Annotated in this window: 21 protein-coding genes and 1 pseudogene; 14 read left to right on the top strand and 8 right to left on the bottom strand. The window is 68.0% G+C overall.

All coding sequences use genetic code 11. The features are described from left to right. Positions 1 to 415: 415 nt before the first annotated feature. From ACFYRX_RS25970 to ACFYRX_RS25950, 5 genes are all read left to right on the top strand, one after another. Positions 416 to 922: a (2Fe-2S)-binding protein gene (locus ACFYRX_RS25970; protein WP_389104130.1), complete on the top strand. Its 507-nt coding sequence runs from the start codon at positions 416 to 418 to the stop codon at positions 920 to 922. After that, positions 922 to 1,911: an FAD binding domain-containing protein gene (locus ACFYRX_RS25965; protein ID WP_389104127.1), complete on the top strand. Its 990-nt coding sequence runs from the start codon at positions 922 to 924 to the stop codon at positions 1,909 to 1,911. The genes ACFYRX_RS25970 and ACFYRX_RS25965 overlap by 1 nt, the downstream gene beginning before the upstream one ends. Further along, complete coding sequence (locus ACFYRX_RS25960; protein WP_389104124.1) at positions 1,908 to 4,040, top strand: xanthine dehydrogenase family protein molybdopterin-binding subunit; 2,133 nt, start codon at positions 1,908 to 1,910, stop codon at positions 4,038 to 4,040. Before ACFYRX_RS25965 ends, ACFYRX_RS25960 begins: the two co-directional genes overlap by 4 nt. Positions 4,041 to 4,218: 178 nt before the next feature. Beyond that, positions 4,219 to 5,298 carry an XdhC family protein gene (locus ACFYRX_RS25955; RefSeq protein ID WP_389104121.1) on the top strand — a complete coding sequence of 360 codons (1,080 nt, stop codon included), beginning with the start codon at positions 4,219 to 4,221 and terminating at the stop codon, positions 5,296 to 5,298. A 375-nt stretch (positions 5,299 to 5,673) separates the two neighbouring features. After that, positions 5,674 to 6,015 (top strand): hypothetical protein, encoded by a 342-nt coding sequence (locus ACFYRX_RS25950; protein WP_389104118.1) that lies wholly within the window; start codon positions 5,674 to 5,676, stop codon positions 6,013 to 6,015. A gap of 589 nt (positions 6,016 to 6,604) precedes the next feature. Here the strand turns inward: ACFYRX_RS25950 and ACFYRX_RS25945 are convergent. Next, positions 6,605 to 7,627 carry a nuclear transport factor 2 family protein gene (locus tag ACFYRX_RS25945; RefSeq protein WP_389104115.1) on the bottom strand — a complete coding sequence of 341 codons (1,023 nt, stop codon included), beginning with the start codon at positions 7,625 to 7,627 and terminating at the stop codon, positions 6,605 to 6,607. Continuing rightward, positions 7,518 to 8,300, bottom strand: a complete 783-nt coding sequence (locus ACFYRX_RS25940; RefSeq protein ID WP_389104112.1) for an MBL fold metallo-hydrolase — start codon at positions 8,298 to 8,300, stop codon at positions 7,518 to 7,520. Before ACFYRX_RS25940 ends, ACFYRX_RS25945 begins: the two co-directional genes overlap by 110 nt. Positions 8,301 to 8,497: 197 nt before the next feature. On the opposite strand from ACFYRX_RS25940, the gene ACFYRX_RS25935 reads away from it, so the two are divergent. Further along, positions 8,498 to 9,418, top strand: a complete 921-nt coding sequence (locus ACFYRX_RS25935) for a helix-turn-helix domain-containing protein (RefSeq protein WP_389104649.1) — start codon at positions 8,498 to 8,500, stop codon at positions 9,416 to 9,418. A 160-nt stretch (positions 9,419 to 9,578) separates the two neighbouring features. After that, complete coding sequence (locus ACFYRX_RS25930) at positions 9,579 to 10,088, top strand: hypothetical protein (protein WP_389104109.1); 510 nt, start codon at positions 9,579 to 9,581, stop codon at positions 10,086 to 10,088. Here the strand turns inward: ACFYRX_RS25930 and ACFYRX_RS25925 are convergent. The 3 genes and pseudogenes from ACFYRX_RS25925 to ACFYRX_RS25915 all read right to left on the bottom strand — a co-directional run. Continuing rightward, positions 9,973 to 10,263: pseudogene (locus tag ACFYRX_RS25925) on the bottom strand (ATP-binding protein); the annotation flags it as partial. The gene ACFYRX_RS25930 and the pseudogene ACFYRX_RS25925 sit on opposite strands and share 116 nt — an antisense overlap. A 59-nt stretch (positions 10,264 to 10,322) precedes the next feature. Then, on the bottom strand, positions 10,323 to 10,487 hold the full coding sequence (locus ACFYRX_RS25920; RefSeq protein ID WP_389104106.1) for a hypothetical protein: 165 nt from the start codon (positions 10,485 to 10,487) through the stop codon (positions 10,323 to 10,325). After that, positions 10,484 to 11,905 (bottom strand): aldehyde dehydrogenase family protein, encoded by a 1,422-nt coding sequence (locus ACFYRX_RS25915; RefSeq protein ID WP_389104103.1) that lies wholly within the window; start codon positions 11,903 to 11,905, stop codon positions 10,484 to 10,486. Before ACFYRX_RS25915 ends, ACFYRX_RS25920 begins: the two co-directional genes overlap by 4 nt. 160 nt (positions 11,906 to 12,065) lie before the next feature. Between ACFYRX_RS25915 and ACFYRX_RS25910 the strand changes: the two genes are divergently transcribed. Beyond that, the gene (locus tag ACFYRX_RS25910; protein WP_389104100.1) at positions 12,066 to 12,725 is read left to right on the top strand and encodes a TetR/AcrR family transcriptional regulator; all 660 of its coding nucleotides are present in this window, start codon (positions 12,066 to 12,068) and stop codon (positions 12,723 to 12,725) included. 194 nt (positions 12,726 to 12,919) lie between these two features. Here ACFYRX_RS25910 and ACFYRX_RS25905 read toward each other — a convergent pair whose 3' ends face one another. Both ACFYRX_RS25905 and ACFYRX_RS25900 read right to left on the bottom strand, forming a co-directional pair. Beyond that, positions 12,920 to 13,864 (bottom strand): alpha/beta fold hydrolase, encoded by a 945-nt coding sequence (locus ACFYRX_RS25905; protein ID WP_389104097.1) that lies wholly within the window; start codon positions 13,862 to 13,864, stop codon positions 12,920 to 12,922. Positions 13,865 to 14,121: 257 nt separating this feature from the next. Further along, a complete protein-coding gene (locus ACFYRX_RS25900) occupies positions 14,122 to 14,733 on the bottom strand; it encodes a CGNR zinc finger domain-containing protein (RefSeq protein ID WP_389104095.1) in 612 nt (203 codons plus the stop codon). Between the two features lie 323 nt (positions 14,734 to 15,056). Between ACFYRX_RS25900 and ACFYRX_RS25895 the strand changes: the two genes are divergently transcribed. The 6 genes from ACFYRX_RS25895 (at position 15,057) to ACFYRX_RS25870 (ending at position 20,325) form a co-directional block, all read left to right on the top strand. Beyond that, positions 15,057 to 15,362, top strand: coding sequence for a hypothetical protein (locus tag ACFYRX_RS25895; protein WP_389104092.1), 306 nt, complete (start codon positions 15,057 to 15,059; stop codon positions 15,360 to 15,362). A 44-nt stretch (positions 15,363 to 15,406) separates the two neighbouring features. Next, positions 15,407 to 16,195, top strand: coding sequence for an enoyl-CoA hydratase/isomerase family protein (locus ACFYRX_RS25890; RefSeq protein ID WP_389104089.1), 789 nt, complete (start codon positions 15,407 to 15,409; stop codon positions 16,193 to 16,195). A 41-nt stretch (positions 16,196 to 16,236) separates the two neighbouring features. Beyond that, on the top strand, positions 16,237 to 16,953 hold the full coding sequence (locus tag ACFYRX_RS25885; protein WP_389104087.1) for a flavin reductase family protein: 717 nt from the start codon (positions 16,237 to 16,239) through the stop codon (positions 16,951 to 16,953). A 240-nt stretch (positions 16,954 to 17,193) separates the two neighbouring features. Beyond that, positions 17,194 to 19,011 carry a GMC oxidoreductase gene (locus ACFYRX_RS25880; protein ID WP_389104084.1) on the top strand — a complete coding sequence of 606 codons (1,818 nt, stop codon included), beginning with the start codon at positions 17,194 to 17,196 and terminating at the stop codon, positions 19,009 to 19,011. A gap of 168 nt (positions 19,012 to 19,179) precedes the next feature. Next, positions 19,180 to 19,440: a hypothetical protein gene (locus ACFYRX_RS25875; RefSeq protein ID WP_389104083.1), complete on the top strand. Its 261-nt coding sequence runs from the start codon at positions 19,180 to 19,182 to the stop codon at positions 19,438 to 19,440. Positions 19,441 to 19,470: 30 nt separating this feature from the next. Beyond that, a complete protein-coding gene (locus ACFYRX_RS25870; protein WP_389104081.1) occupies positions 19,471 to 20,325 on the top strand; it encodes a hypothetical protein in 855 nt (284 codons plus the stop codon). 28 nt (positions 20,326 to 20,353) lie between these two features. On the opposite strand, the gene ACFYRX_RS25865 is transcribed toward ACFYRX_RS25870, so the two are convergent. After that, a complete protein-coding gene (locus tag ACFYRX_RS25865) occupies positions 20,354 to 20,923 on the bottom strand; it encodes a TetR/AcrR family transcriptional regulator (protein ID WP_389104078.1) in 570 nt (189 codons plus the stop codon). Positions 20,924 to 21,036 lie beyond the last annotated feature (113 nt).

Raw genomic sequence — 21,036 nt, 5'->3', positions numbered from 1 at the left:
ATCTTCGACTCGGACTGCCCCGTTCTTTCTGCTCGCCTGAGCGAATAACCCCGATCCACCGCAGCGCTGCCGGAGTCGGCTCGTGCACACTCCCGGCGCTCGTCGGACGCGCTGCGGGACCGGGCGCGGGCCGCCGATCCCGAGCACGGATGGGGGCTGACCTCGCGAGATGGTGAGGAAAACCGCGTATCCCGGTCCTGCGCGGCTGGGGCCTGGCCGGCAACTCCGCAGTCAACGCGCATGGGCCCGCCTGGGGAGTGTGGGGGCGTCCATCTGAATCGCCGGCGACTTTCCTGACATGCAGGGGCTTCGCGTATGTGGCACCGCCCCGCAGTTCCTCTATCGAGACAACGGAGTTGGCCATGAGCTGCTCGAACACCATAGGCGCGACGTCGGTTCTGTTGGGTGATGTCCGATGACGGCGTTGAAGTTCACCGACCGTATCGATCTTCGTTTTCGCGTCAATGGCGTCGACACCCACCTTGAGGCGGTTGACGCGCGGACCTCGTTGCTCGATCTGCTGCGCGAGCACGTCGCGTTGACCGGCGCGAAGAAGGGCTGTAACCGCGGCGAGTGCGGCGCGTGCACGGTGCTGCTCGACGGCCGCCGTGTGAACGGGTGCCTTGTGCTTGCGGCGGCCGTGGATGGGCGCGAAGTCGTGACTGTCGAGGGTCTCTCCGACGGTGAGCAGTTGCACCCGGTCCAGCGCGCGTTCATCGACTGCGACGCGTTCCAGTGTGGGTTCTGCACGCCTGGCCAGGTGCTCTCTGCTGTCGCCTGCATCGCAGAGGGCCACACGAACGACGAGCACGAGATCCGCGAGTGGATGAGCGGGAACATCTGCCGCTGCAGTTCGTACCCGCAGATCGTTGAAGCTGTCCAGGCCGCCGCGGCGTCCGAGAACGAGAGGGTTCCGAGCTGATGATCCCGCTCACCTACGCCCGCGCCACGACATTCGACGAGGCGCTGGACGCGGCGCACACGCCGGGGACCGCCGTACTTGCCGGCGGGACCGAGCTGATCAACTGGTTGCGCCTCGGTATCGCCGTGCCTGACCGCGTGGTCGACATCTCCCGCATCCCCGGCCTCGACCGGATCGAGCCGCTGCCTGGCGGCGGACTGCGCATCGGCACCCTCGTGCGACTCAACGACGTCGCAGCCCACCCGAGCGTTGCCCGTGACTGGCCGGCGCTCAGGACGGCGATCCACAAGTCGGCCTCCGCCCAGCTGCGCAACCTCGCCACGATCGGCGCCAACCTCCTCCAGAAGACGAGATGCGCCTACTTCCGCTCAGAAGAGCCGACGCCGTGCAACCGGCGCGTACCGGGCTCGGGATGTGCGGCCCAGGAGGGCCACGACGACCGCCACGCCCTGTTCGGCTGGACGGACGACTGCATCGCCACCCATCCGTCCGACCCTGCTGTGGCACTCGCCGCGCTGGACGCACACGTGATCACTCGCACCGTCACCGGCGGGCGGCGCATCCCGGTGATGGAGTTCCACGTGCTGCCGGCCGACGGCGTCGACCGCGACACGGTGCTCGAACCAGGTGAGCTGATCGAGGCGATCGAACTGGGCGCCCCCGCACCGCATTCGGCCTACGTCAAGGTCCGCGAGCGCGAGTCGTATGAATACGCGATCGTGTCGGCGGCGGTGGCGTTGCGGCTGCGCGACGACGGCGTGATCGACAGCGCGAGGATCGCGCTGGGGTCGGTCGCGATGCGCCCCTGGCGCCTGGCCGAGGCCGAGCACCGGGTCGTGGGCCTCGCGCCCGGTGACGACGCTGTGACCGGCGCGATCGAAGCGGCACTCGCTCAGGCCCGACCTGTCCCCGGCAGCGCCTACAAACTGGCGATCGCCCGCGGAGCCATGCGGCGTGCACTGATAACGGCGGCGGGAGTGCGTTCATGAACAGTGCGGGATCAGGGACCGGACTGCCGCGGCAGGACGGTTTCGCGAAGGTGACCGGTACCGCGCTCTATACGGCGGACCATGTCGCAGAAGGCATGCTCTACGGGGTTCTGGTCGGCGCATCGGTCCCGGCAGGACGGGTGCGCGGGATCGACGCCGATGACGCGCTGGCAGTGCCTGGCGTGTCGCACGTACTCACGCATGCCGAGATACCGAAGCTCGGCGTTCCTCCGGTGCCGGTTGCGGGGTCGTCCCGCATGCCGATGCAGGATGACGAGATCCACTACGAGGGCGAGCCGATCGCGATCGTGCTGGCCCAGACGCTCGAAGCCGCCGAGTACGCCGCGTCACTGGTGCGCGCGGACATCGAGTCGAAACCATTCGTGGCCCACCCCGGTGGGGAACGCGCTGGGGCCGTGGTGCCGCGTGAGAGCGGATACCTGTCCCACGGGACGGATGCCGAGAAGGGCGATGTCGAGGGGGCGGTCGCCGGGGCGCAGGCGCGTCACACGGGGACCTACGTCCAGCCTTCGCGTCACCACAACCCGATGGAGCCCTCAGCAACCCTCGCCGAATGGCGCGACGGCACGCTGACCGTGGTCGACTCGACCCAGTGGTCCTACGGCGTACGCATGGTGATGTGCGCGCTGTTCGACCTCGCTCCGGAGCAGGTGCGGGTGCGCTCGCCGCACACCGGCGGCGCCTTCGGTGCCAAGAGCGTTGTCTGGCCCCACGAAATGCTCGCCCCAGTGGCGGCGCGGATCAGCGGTCACCCCGTGCGGATCGCCCTGTCGCGAGCGCAGATGTACAGCATCATCCCCTACCAGCCGCAGATGGTGCAGACCGTGTCTCTGGCAGCCTCGGACAGCGGACGCCTGGCGGCGATCGAGCACGAGTCGGTCAACGTGACATCGGTGGACGACGACTTCGTCGAGTACGCCACCCTGGCGTCCCGGACCATGTATGCGGCACCGGCCATCCGGGTGAGCCAGCGAGTACAGCGCGCCAACATCAACCTGGGCACTGCGATGCGGGCACCACTCGAAGGGACCGGGCTGTGGGCGCTGGGAAGCGCCATGAACGAACTCGCGGCGCAGTTGCAGATCGACCCCATCGACCTGCGCCTGGCCAACCACGCCGACGTACATCCCTTCACTGGCCGGCCGTGGTCGTCGAAGAAGCTGCGCGAGTGTTACGAACAGGGCGCACGCGCTTTCGGCTGGCGGCGACGTCCGAACAAGCCCGAGCGCGACGGACCGTGGGTGGTGGGCCAGGGCATGGCCGACTGCGCCATGGGCACGATTCGGTTCGGCGCCGGCGCGCAAGTGCGCCTGCTGGCAGACGGCCGGGCGGTGATCCAGTCCGGCACACAGGACATCGGCACCGGCATCGTGACGATCATGACTCAGATCGCGTGTGACGTGCTGGGGCTCACGCCCGACCAGGTTCGGTGCGAGATCGGCGACACCAATCTCCCAGAAGCCGGCCCGACGTTCGGGTCGTCGTCGACCATGGGTGTCGGCGCCGCCGTGATGAGCGCCGCCAAGGACGTTCTGGCAAAGCTCCGCGAACGCTCCGGGCACCCACTGGAAGAGGCGCCGGGAGCCGATGCCATGGCGACGGCGATGCAAGCAGCCGGCGCTCAGGAGCTGGTAGGTGCCGGCTCGTTCACGCCGCAGGACACCGAGTACGCGCTGCACACCTTCGGCGCGGTCTTCGTGGAGATCGGCTTCGACCCCGACCTCGGGATCCTGCGACTGCGCCGGGCCGTCGGCCGCTACAGCGTCGGACGGATCCTCAACCCACGCACCGCCCGCGCGCAGATCCTCGGCGGCATCGTCTGGGGCTGGGGCAAGGCGACGATGGAAGCCAGCCGCCACGAAGAGCATCTGGGCCGCTGGCTCTCCAAGGACCTCGCCGGCGTCGCGCTGCCCGTCAACGCCGACATCCCCTCCGACATCGACGTCGCGTTCATCGACGAGGTCGACGAGCACGCCAGCCCGATCGGAGGCAAGGGCATCGGTGAAATCGGCGCTACCGGCGTCGACGCGGCTGTCGCGGATGCCGTCTTCCACGCAACCGGCAGACGCATCCGCGAACTCCCCATCACCCCCGACAAACTCGTCTAACTTGTCGCCGGCATCATCGCCGGCCCAGCAACGGCGTCCCGGCCTTCGCCCTTCCGAAGGCCGGGAAGGACAAACTTCCCGAGATCCGTGCGCCGCCCACGTACTCGGCGTGCCGATCGTCGGCCGCATCGCCACTGCCCCGCTTCGACGGTTCTCGGGATCACCCAAGGAGCACTTCATGCGCGAAATCGCCGAACGACTCAGAGCCTGGAACCGCGCGGGCGTGAAGTATGCCGTGGTTACCGTCATCGCAGTGGCCAGCAGCGCTCCGCGACAGCCCGGTGCCGCCATGGCCGTCGCCGAGGACGGCGAGGCGGTGGGCAGTGTGTCGGGCGGCTGCGTCGAAGGCGCGGTGTACGAGCTGTGCCACGAGGTCATGCAGACCGGTGTGGCGGTGCGCGAGAGCTTCGGCTATTCCGGCGACACCGCGTTCGCCGTGGGCCTGACCTGCGGAGGCACCATCGAGGTGTTCGTGCAGCCCGCCCCCTCACCGGAGGTCGTCGAGGCAGCCCTCGGCACGTCTCCGGTAGCCGTTGCACGCCTTCTGGACGATTCGGGCGCGACCCTCGCAGTCTGGCCCGAGCGGGTCCACGGCACCACTGGCCTGCCAGACCTCGACGCCGAAGTGGTCGGACAGGCGAGAGCCATGTTGGACGGCGGCGCGACCGGCATCTGGTCGGCTCGCTGCCATCCCAGCAGGCAGGTCTTCATCCAGTCGTACGCGACCAAGCCGAGGCTTCTCATCTTCGGCGCGATCGACTACGCAGCCGCAGTGGCAACGCTCGGTAAGTTCCTGGGCTTTCAGGTGACGATCTGCGACGCACGCCCGGTGTTCGCCACGCAAGCCCGGTTCCCCGACGCCGACGAGGTTGTCGTCGACTGGCCGTCCCGTTACCTCACATCAACCGAGGTCGACTCCCGCACGATCGTCGTGGTCCTCACTCACGACCCGAAGTTCGATGTGCCTCTGCTGGAAGTCGCTCTCCGGCTACCCGTCGGCTACGTGGGCGCGATGGGCTCGCGTCGCACTCATACGGAGAGACTCGCTCGGCTTCGCCAAGTCGGCCTGACTGAAGGGGAACTGGCGCGCCTGCGCTCGCCCATCGGTCTCGACCTCGGCGCTCGCACCCCCGAGGAGACAGCCGTGGCCATCGCGGCGGAGTTCGTCGCCGAACGCCGCGGAGGCACCGCCCTCCCCCTCGCCCAGACCAACGGACCGATCCACCACGACCGAACTACGTCGGCTGCTGTGGCCTGACAACCATCGGCAGACCACCTCGAAACGCTCCCCAAACAACAACGATTACCTACATTCCCGATGGATGCGGCGCACACAACCCCGAGGTGCTCTTCCCTAGGTTGGATCAGATGGGACGACCCGACCGGGCTGCCTCGATGACGGGCAGGTGATGGCATGTCCCTGGCCGATCATCGGCAGCATGGACGTCCACCATGCACCTCCCTCCCGCCGCGGAACCTACGAGACGCCTCGGGCGGACACCCCAGTACCCGTGAACCCGTCCATGACAGACGATCACCTGCTAATGATCACGTCCGAGACCAGCACGAGCGCGTCCATCTCCACCCACACCAGCGGCCCGGCCTGCGAGTTCCAGATGAAACGATCTCATTGGTGACGGCTGCTTCGGCGTGGGCTCGACAAGCAACCGAGAAGTTCGCCGAGCAGGCGGAGATCGTGCGCTCCAGGGGCAGACCCGACTTCCCCATCGCGTACATCGGCGTGGACGACAAGGGTGACAGGGCCCGCAAACACGTCGCCAACGAGCTCCGGACGGACTACGGCAACCGGAGTCTCGAAGACGTCGCAGTAGCCCGGGCTTTTAAGGAATGCGTCCGCGGTGTGCAGGAAGTGATCGAAGCGGGCGCCCAGCTGGTCCTCTTCACGATGGTGGCTGACCCGGACGAGCAGATGGAACTCGCGGCCGACTGCTACCGCATCATCTGCGGAGCTTGAACTCATGAAGCCGTCGGTGTGAGGGGCAGGCCGGTACTGGCGAGACACGGCACATAGGGGGGTCGGATTAATGGCCCGACCGCGCCCGGGGCGGGTGCGGTCGGGCTGGACCTGCCCACGCCTGAGCAGGTAAGTCCTCGTCGCGCCACAGCCCATCAAGGCGGCCGCGCACCCATATCGCCGTCGTTCCGTCCGGGTTGCTCGCCCACCCGACCTGCGCAGTCAGAGGCGGGACTTACTCACCGGAACGGGGGGACAACGAGCACCGCGACAGCTGCATCGGCAATCGGCAATCGGCAATCGGAACTACCCGAGCATGCCCGCTGATCATGCAGTCGCACGGCGAAACCCCAAGATCCCCGACAGAGTCAAGCTCAGTTGCCATCAGAGACACTCCAACCAGCGATAGCACAACAGCTGTTGCACTAGCTAGAGTTCGACCACGAGTGGCTGAGCTGCACAAACCCGAGGTGCACACCACTACGACAGCCTCACTCCCCCAGAGAAGTCGGGACACACGGACGGACTGATGGGCGGCTCGCTGAGGGCCGTCAGGGGGTGTTCTGTCTTCGTTGGACGCCCCTCAGATTCAGAACATCGTGTTGTCGTTGGCGGACGTGGCCGGCACGTCCTGAAGCACGTCCCAGTGCTCGACGATCTTCCCGCCTTGCACCCGGAACAGATCCACGACGGCCTGCCCGCGCTCGCCGGGCGCGTTCACGTAGTGGCTGTGGACGGCGACCAGATCCCCCTCGGCGACAACCCGCTTGCGGGAGACGGCCAGTTCCGGGAACACCCGGAAGTACGCCCCGAGGCCGTCTCGCGCACCGGCCAGACCATCCGCGATGCCGGGATGGTGCTGGTGGTACCCGGCGCTCCAGTACGTGTCGAGCGCGGACAGATCCCTGTCGACGATGAGCCGGTCGAACGCCTTGGTGACGAGCTTTTTGTTGGAGGCGGTGAGCCCGCGCGGACCAGGTTGCCCGGTCTGCGGCCGACTGATGGTGGAGAACATGTCGTTGCCGTTGACACTGCTGCCGGGGACATCTTGCAGGGTGTCCCAATGCTCGGCGATCTTGCCGTCCTGGAACCGGAAAATGTCGAATACGGCCAAGCCTCGACTTCGCGGCGTCAGTACGAGGTTGGAGTGCACCACGACAAGGTCGTTCTCGGAGATGACCCGCTTGACGTCGTACTTGGTGTCGGGGAACTGCTGATGCAACCCGGCAGCGAAGTTCTTCAACGCCTCGGCGCCATTGGACGCGAGGGGGTTGTGCTGGATGTAGTCGGCCCGCACGAACCTGTCCACGACCTCGGTGTCACCCCGCTCGAACGCCTCCTTGAGGACGCGTACGGCAACGGTCTTCTGGTAGTCGAGCCGGGCGCCGCCGTCGACGTGCCCGATGACGTGACCCGCGCTGACGGGCGGCGAGGCGAAGGCGGGTACGGTCGCGGCGCCCAGCAGGGCGGACGTGGCGATGTGCTGGAAGGACGGAGCGGACTCAGTTCTTGGGGCCGAACATGTAGGCGTTGGCGACGTCGATGAGGGCTGCGCCCTGGTAGGTGGGGTAGCGCTCGGTGATGGCCTTCTTGTAGGCGTCGCCGTCGTCACCGAGCAGCTCCCGGCCGGCGTTGACGTAGTCGGTGAGCTCGGCCCAGACGGCCGGGGTGGTCGGCTCGCCGTGGCCGGGCAGGATGGTGTCGTACTCGGTCTCGGCCGCGAAGCGGTCGATGTTGGCCTGCCAGCCGTCGAAGTCCTTGTCCAGGAACCACAGGTGGGTGTGGTTGTAGACGACGTCCTGAGCGACCAGGACACCCTGCTCGGGCAGCTTGATCACGAGGGTGGTGTGGATCTCGCCGCCGGTGACCTTCTCGAACACGAACGGGATGCCGTCGATGACCTCGGTGCCCGGGGTGATCTCCACGGTCGGAGTCATGTCGGCGAGCGGGATCTCGGCGCCGGTGGGCAGGTCCGTCTTGGTACCCATGGCGACGATCTCCGCGGTGGTCTCCGGCAGCGCGTGCACGGGGACACCGAAGCGGGCCGCGCCCTGGTAGTGGTCCGGATGCGCGTGGCTGACGACGAGGCGGTCGAGCGGCTTGCCCAGGCTCTTGGCGTAGGCGACGACCTCGTCGGCGTAGGCCAGAACGAACTGCGCGTCGACGGCGATGATCCGCGACGGCGTCTCGACCAGCTGGGTGGTGACGCCCAGGCCGTCCTCGGGCGAGACGTAGCTGTGGATGCGGACCTGGCCCTTGTCGATGACCGTGAGGGTGCCGTGCATGACTGTGCTCCTGTCGGAATGCGGATGAGCGGTGATGAGGGGACGCGGGAAGGGGCGGATTGTTGATGGCCGGCTCGCGGTCGGCCATCGGCCGCAACGGACACGGCCGGCTTTCCATGCCTACGGGCCCGCACCCCTGGAACAACTCCATACTGGGACGGAACCGGAGTTCCAGCGAGGTACGCTGCGGTCTCGTGATGGTCCACAGGCGACAAGCACAGCAGAAGTCCGGTCGGCGGGAGACGGGACTGCCGAAGGTGGTTTTCCATCCGCCGGCCGGAACCCCGGCGGGCGTGGAGGTCATGACCCTGGCCGACTTCCGCGACCGCACCCGTGACTGGCCCTGGCACATCGCCACCCCGCACCGGCAGGACTTCCACGGCCTGATGCTGGTCACCGCCGGCACCCTGCGCCACCGCGTCGACTTCACCGGGTACGTACTGCCGCCCGGTTCCTGGCTGTGGATCCGGCCCGGCCAGGTGCACCAGTGGCAGAACCTTGACCAGGTCGAGGCCATCCTGATCTTCTTCCAGGAGGACTTCGTCGCCCCCGAGACCGCGGAACTGGCCGGACTGGGCACCGGCACTGCCCCGATGCCCTTGTACAGCCCCGATCCTTCGGAGGCCCCGGTATTGGCAGCTGCCGCCGAGCAACTGGCCGCGGAGTTCTCCCAGGCGGACCGCCATCCGCTGCCGGTGCACACCGCCCTGCTGCACCGCCTGCTCGACGTCGTACTCCTGCGCCTGGCCCACCTGCAACAGCACGGCCAGGCCGCGGAATCCGCCCCCGAGCCCTTCCTACGCTTCCGTGACGCTGTCGAACGAGGTTTCTCCCGCACCCATCGCATCGACGACTACGCCCGCGAACTCGGCTACTCCACCCGCACCCTCACCCGCGCCACCCAGGCCGCGGCGGGCCTCAGCGCCAAGGACTACCTCGACCAGCGCCTCGCACTGGAGGCCAAGCGACTCCTCGCCCACGGCACCGAACCAGCCTCCACCATCGCGGCCCACCTCGGCTTCACCAGCGCCACCCACTTCGGCAAGTTCTTCCAACGCCACACCGGCCGCACCCCCTTGGCCTTCCGCGCCTCCCAACGTGCGTCGCCGCCCGCCTAGCCGCCCACGCCACCTGACTGTGTGAACGAGTTCGGCGAGGGCTGCTTCGGGCGGCGGACCGTTGAGTCACGTGCAACGGATTCCATCCCTTGGGCCAAAAGCCTGAGTGGGCCGACCTCGCCGGCTCGAAAGGGGACGTCGAAGCCGGTCGCAGCAATTCGTGCCCGACACGGCTCCCGTCCCAGGTAAGCACGGCTTCGCTGCGTCCGCTGTCGCCCAGGTGACGGGCGGGCTGCTGGTCAGCACCATGCGGACGGATCCGCATCAGGCCGCTCGTACGCCTGACCTGGTCAGGAGGGCGGCAGGAGAGGACTTCTTCCTGACGCTGCTCACCGAGGGATCGGCCAGGCTCCGGCAAGACGACCGAGCCGCCGAAATGGGACCCGGAGACTTCGCCATCGTCGACAGCGCCCACCCCTATGTGTTCCGCTTCGATCGCCCGTTCCGCTCGGTGGTCCTTCAGATACCCCGCGCGATGCTCACCTCCCGCTGCGCCGTCGCCGAGCACGTCACCGCCGTACCGTTCCGGACCACGGGCGGTACGGGCGCCTTCGTCAGCCCCGTCCTGCGCGCCCTGGCCGAACAAGGTCACGGCCTTGGCCAGGCGACCACCGCATCCTGCGTCGGAGGTGCGGGGCTGTGTTACTGCCGTCCGACACCTCGCAGATGAGGGTCTTGTCGTGGATCAGGCGGAGTTGGATCGGAGGTTCCCCGTGCCGGATGGCGTTGGTGACGAGTTCGCTGACGACCAGCTCGGTGACGAAGGCGGCGTCCTCCAGCCCCCAGGCCTCGACCTGAGCCAACGCGTCCTTGCGGGTCTGGGCGACCGCGGACGGGTCGGCCGGTCTTGTTCATGGCGGTCGGGGACACGGTGCCCTTGCGGGCGCCTCCACCCCTTCTCCTTTCAATCCTTGCGACGGTTTGCGACCGTCATCAGGTGCTCATCCGTTGCCGAGGCAGGCTCGGAGCCCGCCTCGGCGATGGTCGGGACGATCAGGGTCGTCATCCCTGGCTGCGGGGCGGTGATCACGTCGACCGCGCGCCCTTGCTCATCGCTGATCCGGCTCACGCGATGCGTCGCAGGATGCGGTCCTTGAAGGGGGTGTAGGGCGGGGTGGCCACGCCCAGCGTGTCCGGCTTGAGAGGCTTGTCGAGGACGGCCTTGAGATGGCTGAAAGTGTCCAGGGAGTACGAGCCGTGGTAGCGGCCCATGCCGCTCTCACCGACACCACCGAAGGGCAGGTCGAGCGCGCCGAGCTGGAGGAGCGAGACGCCGAAGGCCAGGCCGCCGGAGGACGTCTCCGCGGTCAGGCGCCGCTTGGACTGCTTGGACGCGGTGAAGGCGTACAGGGCCAGCGGCTTGTCCCGTTCGGCGATGAAGGCGATCGCCGCGTCCAGGTCGGGGACCCGGACGATGGGCAGGACGGGGCCGAAGATCTCGTCGCGCATCACCGGGGAGTCGGGGTCGACGTCGGCCAGCACGGTCGGCGCGATGTAGCGGGTGTCGCGGTCGTGGTCGCCGCCCACGACGGTCCGGCCGTCGTTCAGCAGGCCGGCCAGCCGGTCGAAGTGGCGCTCGTTGACGATGCGGCCGTAGTCCTTGCTGCTGGCCGGATCGGTGCCGTACATCTCGCGGACCGCCTGCGTCAGGTGCGCCTCCAGCTCGGCGCCCGCCTCACCTATCGCCAGCACGTAGTCGGGTGCGACGCAGGTCTGGCCCGCGTTCATGAACTTGCCCAGGGCGATGCGGCGGGCGGCCACCGCGAGGTCGGCGCCGGGTTCGACGACGGCGGGGCTCTTGCCGCCCAACTCCAGGGTGACCGGAGTGAGATGACGGGCCGCGGCGGTCATGACGATGCGCCCGACCGCGCCGTTGCCGGTGTAGAAGATGTGGTCGAAGCGCTGCTCCAGCAGGGCGGTCGTCTCCGGCACGCCTCCCTCGACAACCGCCACCGCCTGCGGATCCAGGACCCGGGGCAGCCAGTGGGCGAGCACGGCCGAGGTCGCGGGGGCGACCTCGCTGGGCTTGAGGACGACCGCGTTGCCGGCAGCCAGGGCACCGATGACCGGCGCCAGCGCCAGATTGACCGGGTAGTTCCAGGGGGCGATGACCAGTACGACACCCAGCGGCTCACGCACGGTCCAGGCATGGGCCGGCACGAGCGACAAGGGCACGGAGGCTCTCTTCGGACGCAGCCACCGGTCGAGATGACCCAGGGTGTGGTCGATCTCCCTGACGAGGAAGCCGATTTCCGTCATGCGCGACTCGGTCGCGCTCTTGCCGAGGTCAGCCTGCAGCGCCTGGACGAACACGTCCGCATGCTCCGTCAGCAGACTCCTCAACGCCTGCAGCTGCTGCTTGCGCCAGGCGACGGGCTTGGTGCGGCCGGTGTTGAACGTGGCCCGCAGTCGCGCGACGGTCTCCGCCGCAGGCGCCGTGGTGACGGCAATGTCCGGCTGCCCGCCGGTGGGTGCGTTGGTGTCCATGTCCAGAACCATATACGAAACGAAAGCCTTTCGTTTCGCTTGCTTGTATGCTTTGCCATGTGACCTACCGCACCCTTACTCAACGGTCCGTACGGCGGCCCGTCCGTCCCGTCAGCTCCACCGCCCACGTGTGCCGCCGGATCTCTTCGGGAGCCGTCTGATGACCGGGACACCAGCACGCCGGGGGCGCCCCCGCGACGCCTCCCGCGACCGTGCGCTGCTGGACGCGACTCTGGCTGTGCTCACCGAGAGTGGTTACAGCGGGCTCACCACCGGCGCCGTAGCCGCCCGCGCCGGAGTATCCACCGCCACCCTCTACCGCCGCTGGCCGTCCAAAGAGGTCATGGTCGTCGATGCCGCCGCTGCCTACGCCAAGGAACTGACGGCACAGCCGGACACCGGCACCTTCGAAGGTGACCTGCGCGCCCTGCTCCGGGACAAGGCGGCTTCTTTGACCGGCAACGAGGGAGGGGTGCTGCGCACCCTGATCGGCGAGGCCGCGTACAGCCCCTCCCTGGCCGAGGCACTCACGAACGCCTTCATGGTGCCAGTGCGCCAACGCATGGAGGAGATAACGCATCGTGCGGTGGACCGGGGTGAGATCCCGCCGGTGGAGCACGCCGACCTGCTCGGCGATCTGGTGATCGGTCCCATGATGAGCAGGTTCTTCCTCACCCCTCTGCCGCCGAACCAGGTCGACCCCGCCACCGCGGCGGAGACCGCCGACCGAGTACTGCCCTTCCTTCTGCGCGCCTTCGGACACCAGGGTCCAGGAGGAGCGCCAGGAGAGAACCGGTCGGCGGACGCATTGGACGAGTGACGCGCACGCCCGCCAGGTCAGCGGCCCGTGAAGTCGACTGGCACCGGCGGGCGCGGTCCATCAGCCGGGCGTGCTCGGCGGTCAGCTCCCGCGGCGTTGCCGACTGCGGTCACCTTCGAAGATCATGTACGTCTGCTCGTACGCGGAGATGTCGGCGAAGACCAACAGGCCGACAGAGAAGCAAGAGTGATGGGTCAGTTGTTCAGAAAGCTCAGGATGTAATCGGCGACCTGCTTGGGCTGCTCAAGGTGGAGGAAGTGTCCGGCACGGGGTACGACGACGCGTTCGAGGCCGTTCTTGAAGACGGCGTCCATGCCGTCGCTCACCCGCACGGAAAAGCAGTGGTCGTCGGCCCCGTGGAGGTACAGCGACGGGACGGTGATGGCCCTGCTCGCCCGGCCCTCCATGGCTCGCGACGCCTCATCGGCGGGGGGTGCGAACAGCTGGCGGTAGTAGCCGAGGATCTCGGTCAGGACTCCTGGCGCACGGAGGGTTTCCTTGAGCGCGGCACGTTCCGCATCCGGCAGCTCGTAGCCGGGCGACCACTCCCGCCAGAGCCGGTCGATGAAGGCGAAGTCGTCGAACTCGACGGCCGGCTCCGCCAGGGCTGTCTGGAAGAAGAACATGTACCAGCTGCGTCGCTGCTGTTCGCCGTCGGTGAGCCAGGCGGTTCGCAGTTGCGGCCCGTACGGAACCGCCATGCCGACAAGCTTGCGGACCCGTGTCGCGTCAAGGCTCGCTGCCGCGTACGCCGCCCGGGCGCCGAGATCGTGACCGATGAGATCCGCCCGATCGCGCCCAAGTGCTTCGATCAGATCCAGGACGTCCTGCCCGGTCGCTGATGCGCGATAGGAGCCGTCGGGCGCCGCGCCGTCCGGCCAGTACCCGCGCTGCGCGGGAGCGACCGCCCAGTAGCCGTCCTGTGCGAGGCGGTCGAGCATCCCTGCCCAGGAGCCTGCATGGTCGGGAAAACCGTGGAGGCACAGGACGAGGGGCCCACTGCCTGCCTCCAGGATCGGAACCTCCCGACCGCCCGCCTGAATCGTCCGGCGACGGATACCGTCACCGGCGGAGGACCCACCTGTCGTCGAGTCCTCGCCGGACGAATGGGTGGGCGGTCGCTGCGTCTCGGATGCCATGTGTTCAACCTCCAGGCCGCTGTCGCGGCGTCACGGGCCGACAGGCCCGGACCGAGTAGTGAGTCCTGACGTCATCGAGCGGGGCCACGACGACGTCATACGCGTCGGCCTTTCGCCGGAGCCCTCCCAGGAGGCAACAACCGTATGACTTTTACTTATTTCAGCGCAAGCGAAAGCTGTGCTCGCCATCGCAAGGGGCAGACTCACCGTGCCGATTTCACTGGAGGCCCCCGCCTGGCGACCGAGCCGGACGGCTTCTACAGCTCGCCGGTACGGACACGCTGACGGGCCCGGTGGGCACGCAGGTTCTCAGGGTTGCCGCAGGTCTTGGTGGAGTGCCATACACCGCTGTTGTTGCGGGAGCGGTCGAAGAACGCCGTTGTGCAGCGCGCATTGCGGCAGATCTTGAGTCGGCGCCAGGTGTCTGCCTGCTGAGCCTGGAACACCTCGAGGAGCATCAGGGCGGCCACATACCTCCAGCCCTGGCCGCGAGGCTCCAGGACGGCCCGTCCATTGCGGTCCATCCGCACGGCCGCGGCCGCGACATGAACGGCTGGCGCAACAGTCTGGTCGTCGGCGTCCGTACCGTCTTCGTTTCGTGAGGCGAGAAGCCGCCGCAACTCTGCACGCAGGCCGCGCAGTTCCTCGAGATCACTCTCAGCCAGAGAGACCTGTGCGGCGACCTGCCCCCTCTCATGCGCCCAGCAGTCCAGCGCCTGATCGACCCAGGCCTGTGCGTCGGAGAGGTCGTCCAGGAGATCGGCCGCCCGGGGTCGGCCGGCGGAAATGGTGTTGAGCAGGTCGTGCACGAGCGCCAGCCCGACCGGCGCCGGTTCGACCTCGTACCGCGTGGACGCGGACCACACCATGACCCCGCCTCCCTTTCGCTGACCGTCCGGCTCTACCGACATGACCGTGACGTTTGGCCACTGGCTCAGGGTACGACACTCCCTCCCCCTTGAAGTGAAAGGAGCTAAAGGAGTAAGGTCCTTTCATCTTGATTGGTGACGCAGCCACAGGAAGGGTGTCGCTCATGAGCTCGTCCGGCCCCCCAGCGCCCCCAGGAGGCTCCCCCTGCCACCGCGGGACCGGGCGGCAGGACAGGCCGAGGTCTGCCCCTGCGGCTCTGCCGTACATCCCGCAGACCCCCGCATCGCACCCGGCCGTCACCCCGACCCACGGGTACGGCGGCGTGGTCCGCGAAGCCCGCGTTCTGCTGTTCGCCGACCCCTCCGGCGAGTCGGCGACGCCGATCGCCGCAGCGCGCCGTGTCCCAGGCACCCACGCCGCACGCAGGCCGCGGTCGACTTCTGCCCTCATGCTCGTCGGCCACAACGAGCACCTCATCCCCACCGACCTCGCGCTGACGGCCCACGAACGAGCCCTGGAACCCGAGCGGCTGACGTTCATCGGCGGTGGCCACTTCGCCCCGTGCAGCACGCAGTCCCCCATAGCCGCGCAGTCCGCCCTGGACTGGTCCGGCAAGCACCTCACCTGACCGACGGCGACCCCGTCCGCACTGTCCCGAGCCAAGGAAGTCCCATGTCCGTTCTCACCCACTCCCTCGACGGCGACGTCGCCACGATCGTCCTCGACAACCCCCCGCAGAACCGCTTGGCACCCGAGTTCACCCAGGAACTCAGCGAAGCCGTCGACGCCATCACCCGCAGCCCGGCCCGCGCCGTCCTACTGCGGGCCGAGGGACCCGACTTCAGCTACGGCGGCGACTTCCGGCCCTGGCTCGACGCCGAACGCACCAGCCTGCGAGCCGACTTCGACCAGATCATGAGCGTGATCAACCGGTTCGAACAGCTCCGGCTCCCGGTCGTGGCCGCCGTCCAGGGGCTGTGCTTCGGCGGCGGCTTCGAACTCGCGCTGCGCGCCGACATCATCCTCGCCGGCGAGAGCGCCCGCTTCGGCCATCCCGAGCAGTCGCTCGGCATCGTCACCCTCCTCGGCGGAATCCACCGCGTGGCCGAACGGGCCGGCCGGGCCCGCGCCTACGAATGGGCCCTGACCTCCGAGCAGGTACCCGCCACGGTCATGGCCGAGGCCGGCGTCATCAACCGCGTCGTCCCCGACGACCAACTGCGCGCCGAAGCCGAGGCCTTCACCCAAAAGATCGCCGCGGGACCCACTCGGGCGCACGTCGTGCACAAGGCGCTGCTGCGCGCCTGGGCCACCGGCGGCATCCCGTCCGCCGACCAGCAACTGTTCGACCTCGCCGTCCCCCTCTACGAGACCGAGGACGTCAAGGACGGCCTGGACTCCGCCGCCAAGGCCCTCAAGGAGGGCCACCCCCGCCCCGTACTGCCCTTCAAGGGCCGCTGACCCGCAACTCTCCCCCCACACTCACCGCCAAGGGACACCACATGATCATCGACTCGGCCGACCTGGACGCGAAGTCCGCCTACAAGCTGCTCATCGGCAGCGTCATCCCCCGCCCCATCGCCTGGGTGAGCACCCTGTCCACCGAAGGCGTGGGCAACCTGGCTCCCATCTCCTTCTTCACGGTCGTCGGGCGCAAGCCGCCCCGGATCTCGCTGTCGATTCAGCCACGCTCGGACGGGGCCACGCTCAAGGACAGCTTCGTCAACATCCGGGACACCGGCGAGTTCGTCACCAACATGGCCACCCTGCCGCAGATCAACGGGCTCAACCTCAGCGCCTTCGAGTTCGAGCCCGACGTCGACGAGTTCGACGCGGTCGGGCTCGAGAAGGTGCCGTCCGAAGCCGTTCGTCCGCCGCGTATCAAGGGGGCGCCCATCGCCTTCGAGTGCACCGTCGAGCACATCTTCTCGGCGCCCGACGGGCTCAACAACGTCGTCTGGGGCAACGTGGAGCGCTTCTACGTCCGTGATGACCTCTATGTGGGCGGCCGGATCGACTTCGGTGCCATCGCCCCGGTGGGACGACTCGCCGCCGAATACACCGTCGTGGACAACGCGTTCGAGGCGCCGCTCGACGCCGAGGTGGTCCAGGAGCGCGCCGGCCGCCGTATGGTGCGGCTGGACCGCAAGGACACGCACTACTCGCCGATCGACACACCCGCCTGGTCGCCGTCCGGCTCCACAACGACACTCGACTAGACCGCCAGGACGTGACGGGGTGACACCCCTCAGGGTTCTGGCTGACCGCCTGTCCGGCACTTCGAGTCCGGTGCGGACCGCGCCGACCCGCCGGTGTGTCACCTCGCGCCCGTCCGCTCAATTGCCTGTGCCGTCATGAGCGTTTGGTTCAGAAAGCCTGTACTGCCTTCTTCCCCCGCCCGACCGCGCAGCCGCCCATCAGAACGGCTCCAAGTCACCCGTTCTCAATGAGGAGAGCACGTGTCACGGAAGAATTCGTCCACGAAGCCAGACGAGCCCAGAGACGACTCCGCGTACGACTTCGACGTAATCGTCGTCGGCTCCGGTTTCGGCGGATCCGTCACCGCCCTTCGGCTCACCGAAAAGGGCTACCGCGTAGGCGTGTTGGAAGCGGGCCGCAGGTTCACCGCCGACTCGCTGCCCAAGAACTCCTGGGACGTCAGGAACTATCTCTGGGCACCCAGGCTCGGCCTGTACGGCATCCAGCGCATTCATCCGCTGGGCAACGTGATGGTGCTGGCCGGGGCCGGGGTCGGGGGCGGCTCCCTCAACTACGCCAACACCCTGTACGAACCGCCGAAGCAGTTCTTCGAGGACCCGCAGTGGAAGGACATCACCGACTGGGAAGGGGAGCTGAAGCCGTACTACGACCAGGCCCGGCGCATGCTCGGGGTGCGGCTCAACCCGACGACGACCCCGGCCGACGTACACCTGCACGCGGTCGCCGAACGGATGGGCGTGGGCGACACCTTCCACATGGCCCCCGTGGGGGTTTTCTTCGGCGACGGCCAGGACGCCGACGGGACGACGAAGGCCAAGCCGGGCGAGGAGGTGGCCGACCCGTACTTCGGCGGCGTCGGCCCGGCCCGCAAGGCCTGTGTCGAGTGCGGTGAGTGCATGACGGGCTGTCGCCGCGGCGGGAAGAACAGCCTCAACGAGAACTACCTCTACCTCGCCGAGCAGGCGGGCGCCGTCGTCCACGCCATGACGACCGTTGTCTCGATCACGGACGACTCGCCGGACGGGTACACGGTCAGGACCCGGCCGACGGACCGGAAACGCAAAGGCGCCGGCCGTACTTTCCGGGCGCAGAACGTCGTCATCGCGGCCGGCACGTACGGTACGCAGACGTTGCTGCACCGGATGAGGACGGGCGGCCAACTTCCGCACATATCCGAGCGACTGGGTGATCTGACCCGCACCAACTCGGAAGCCCTGGTGAGCGCGCACGCAGACGTCCGGCGCCACCGGAAGGTCGTGGGAGGGCAGAGCGTCGACTTCACGCGCGGTGTGGCGATCACGTCCTCGATCCACCCCGACGAGAACACCCACATCGAGCCTGTCCGCTATGGCAAGGGATCGAACGCGATGGGTGCCGGGTTCGTCCTGCAAGTCCCGTACGCGGAGGGCTCGTCGAGGTTCCTGGGCTGGCTGGTCAATGTGGCGAAGCACCCGGTGCTCATGGCCCGCTCGCTCTCCAACCGCCGTTGGTCCGAGCGGACGATCATCGGCCTGGTCATGCAGTCGCTGGACAACTCCCTCACGACCTATCTGAAACCGAAGGGCGTGGGGAAGGGACTGCTGCTGGCCCGTCAGGGCCATGGGTCGCCCAACCCCAAACAGATCAAGGCGGCTTCGGAAGCCGCCTCGGTCATCGCCGCCGAGGTCGACGGCTTCGCGGGCAGTAACGTGGGCGAGCTGATGGGCATGCCGGTCACCGCACACTTCCTGGGCGGCTGCCCCATCGGCGACACTCCTGAGACCGGCGTGATCGACCCGTACCACCGGCTCTACGGACACCCTGGCATCTCGATCGTCGATGGAGCGGCCATCTCCGCCAACCTCGGAGTCAACCCGTCCCTCACGATCACGGCTCAGGCCGAGCGCGCGATGTCGGCCTGGCCCAACAAGGGCGAGGAGGACCCTCGTCCAGCGCAGGGAGCGGCCTACCAGCGCCTGACACCCGTGGAGCCCCGCCGCCCGGCAGTCCCGTCCGATGCTTTCGGCGCCCTGAAGTTGCCGTTCCTGGGGATGCCCACCGTGCCGCCGAAGAAGTAGCCGCGCCACACAACGCACTGTTGGCGAAGGCCCGACGGACGCCGACGCCTTCGATGGTGTACCCGCCGCGCTGTTCGAGATCGAGCCGGCCCCCAAGGTCTCGTTGACCCCATTCGAGGAGCCGGCGGACGGTCCTGAGCAGGGGCTGAGTCGGATACGGCGGATTGGTTGGTCAGCACCATCAGCTGCGGGCGAACCGGATTGCCGGTCGCCGAGGATCCGGTCAGTGCGGTGATGGAGGAGGTGAAGTCAGCGGGGACGACCAGCGCACCGAACAGCTTGCCCTTGCCGAACTCCTCCTTCACTTCCTTCTCATTCCCCATCTTCCAGTCGATCTCGCCGCCGCTCGCGGTGGATGCCTTGATCGACACAGTGATCTGCACCCCGAGGTTGACCTGCTTGCCGCCGACACTGGCCCCCCTTGTCTGAGGTGACCAGGCTCACCGGCAGATGCCTCGTATGGCCGGCCGGGTCGATGTTGTTGCCGACGTAGAAGATGCCAAGCAGGATCGCGAGGGCGCCTGTAATGGTGCCGCTTGCTATCCGGAGGGGTCTGGCACGCAAGACGCGGAAGTGAACGCCGGTGCGGCCGACCACCACGCGTGCTACCTGTTGCGGATCGGCCGCGATCGCTTCGCCGTCACCTTCGCGGACGGCGTACCCACGGTCGCCGACGCCCCACCCCGGCGCCCTGACTGCACGATTGCCATCAACCTCGTCGTCTTCCTCCTCCTGGCCCTGGGACGCTGGACCGGCCCCACCCCCATGGCCGCGCCAAGGTCGTCGTCTGGGGCCGCAAACCGTGTCTGGGCCCTCGCCTCCCGATGCTCTTCACAGCGCCATAGACGAGCGAGCAGACTGCCACCGGACGGCCTCTTCGACTCGTCCCCGGGCAAGAACGTGACATGCCGCCACGAAGGCCGCCGAGGCCGGGAGCGTCTCCGCCGCTCCACGACGCGAATCGGTGCGGTCTTCATCGCCGCATTGACGCGGACCGCGCAGGACACACGCCCAACTCCGAAGCGGGCGGCCGACAATGAGGACGCGAAGCCGCCAGCCCTTCGAGCAATGGCGAACGCTTACCCGAGGCTGACGACGCACCTCGAAACGGTTCTCATGCAGATGCAGGGATACGCCGTCGTGGTGGCTGTCGGGACACACGGCAACGACCTGATCAGCGAGGCCGTCCGGGCGGGCTGGATGAGGACCCGGGAAACCGTGCACCTGACGCTGGGCGCCGATGCCGACCGGACCGCACGCTTCTTCGCCTGCGGCTCGCTCACCGGCATCGGACTTCCCTCTGAGGCGAAGTAGCCAGGACGCCTTCAGTAAGGAGACGGCGTCAGCGCACGCCTGCCGCATCCAGCAAGGTGACCACCGTGGGGGCGATGAGTCCCGTCATGGTGTCGGCTCCGATCCCGGCACGGGCGCCGGCGCCATCGAAGACCAGGATCAGCTGTCGACCCAGCAGCTCGGGGTCGCTCGCGCCGCCATGCTCGGCCTCGGTGCGGAAGAAGGCGGTCAGTCTCGCCCTGATCCGGTGTGCCACCTGGCTTGCAGGGTGATTCTGGTCCTTGAGCTCGATCTGCGCAGCCAGGTGCCGGCAGCCTCGGAAGGCGGGCGCGCCCGCCTGCGACTCCAGTTGCCCGAAGACGTGCAGGATCCGCTCGCGGGCGGAGCGGCCGTCGTCCGCCGGGGGCAGGAGAGTGGCCACGAAGGGGGCGGTGCGCTCCTCCACACATGCCGCCAGCAGGTCGTCCTTGCTGTGGAACAGCTGGTACATGGAGCGCTTCGACACTCCCGCCGCCTTGCACAGCGCGTCGACGCCGACATCGACGCCGTCCTGATAGGTGAGCGTGACCGCCGCCTCCAGCAGGCGCTCTCTGGAAGTTGACTTCGTTTCAGTGGTCATGTCGTGAGCTCACTCGAATCGGGCATATTGAAAACTGGTCGGTTTACAGTGACGTCGGGAGACGACCGGCGCCGTCCGGGCACTGACGTCCGCTCAGAGGCTCGGCGACGGCC

Source organism: Streptomyces sp. NPDC005374, assembly GCF_042872225.1.
Classification (GTDB): Bacteria; Actinomycetota; Actinomycetes; order Streptomycetales; family Streptomycetaceae; genus Streptomyces.
This window is presented reverse-complemented; position numbering and strand designations above follow the sequence as displayed.